Origin of the sequence: Caballeronia terrestris, from assembly GCF_001544515.1 — a bacterium.
In the GTDB taxonomy this organism is placed as follows: Bacteria; Pseudomonadota; Gammaproteobacteria; order Burkholderiales; family Burkholderiaceae; genus Caballeronia; species Caballeronia terrestris.
Window position 1 is genome coordinate 1 of record NZ_FCOL02000589.1, and the last position, 652, is coordinate 652.

A 652-nucleotide genomic window follows, 5' to 3' on the forward strand; every position below is an offset into this window, starting at 1 on the left:
GCTGTCAGATAGCCAGAGCAGGCCCCATGCGCATGCCTGCGCACGCAGATTTCGATAAAACCATCTCGCGAAGCGCTCGCGAGCGAGTAGAACCTCGGCACGGTGTCGCCGGGCGGGATCACCCCGAGCAGGTCACCTGCGTCGAATGACGGCAGAGCCCTTTGCAGCGGGGTGTGCCACCGCCGATTGCGCGGTGTGCTGCGGACAAAGCGCAACACCGACGTGACACTTCCAGAGTCGGGTCCATAGTCCTTGCGCTCCACAAGCGTCAGGGAGACGGTGCGCGGTAGCGACGGCTGGTAGCGCACGTCGAGTTGCACGTCGAGTGCGATACCCAGTCGCTCGCTCCACGTCCTGAACGTGCTCTTCGACTGCCGGTCAACGCTGCTGCACTCGATGAGCGCGTGGCCGCCTTTGGCGATCAACGCATCGTGCACGGTTTGCGCATAACCACAGAAATGGGGGAACTGGCGATCCCCAAAACCGAGGACGGCAAACGTTGGTGGAACATAGTCGTTCATGCTCGCGAGCTTGCTCAAATACTGCGTGGCGTTGGACGGTGCCTCACCATCGCCATACGTCGAAGTCAGTACGATCAGGCGTTGCGCCTTGCAGTGGCGTGAGGAAAGATCGTTCATCGGCGCTATATGCA

1 protein-coding gene is annotated in these 652 nt (G+C 61.2%); it reads right to left on the bottom strand.

Annotated elements, in window-relative coordinates:
- Positions 1-638 (bottom strand): NADPH cytochrome P450 oxidoreductase family protein (locus tag AWB67_RS39100; protein WP_235025645.1); only part of this gene is annotated, 638 nt, incomplete at its 3' end.
- Between the last annotated feature and the right edge of the window lie 14 nt (positions 639-652).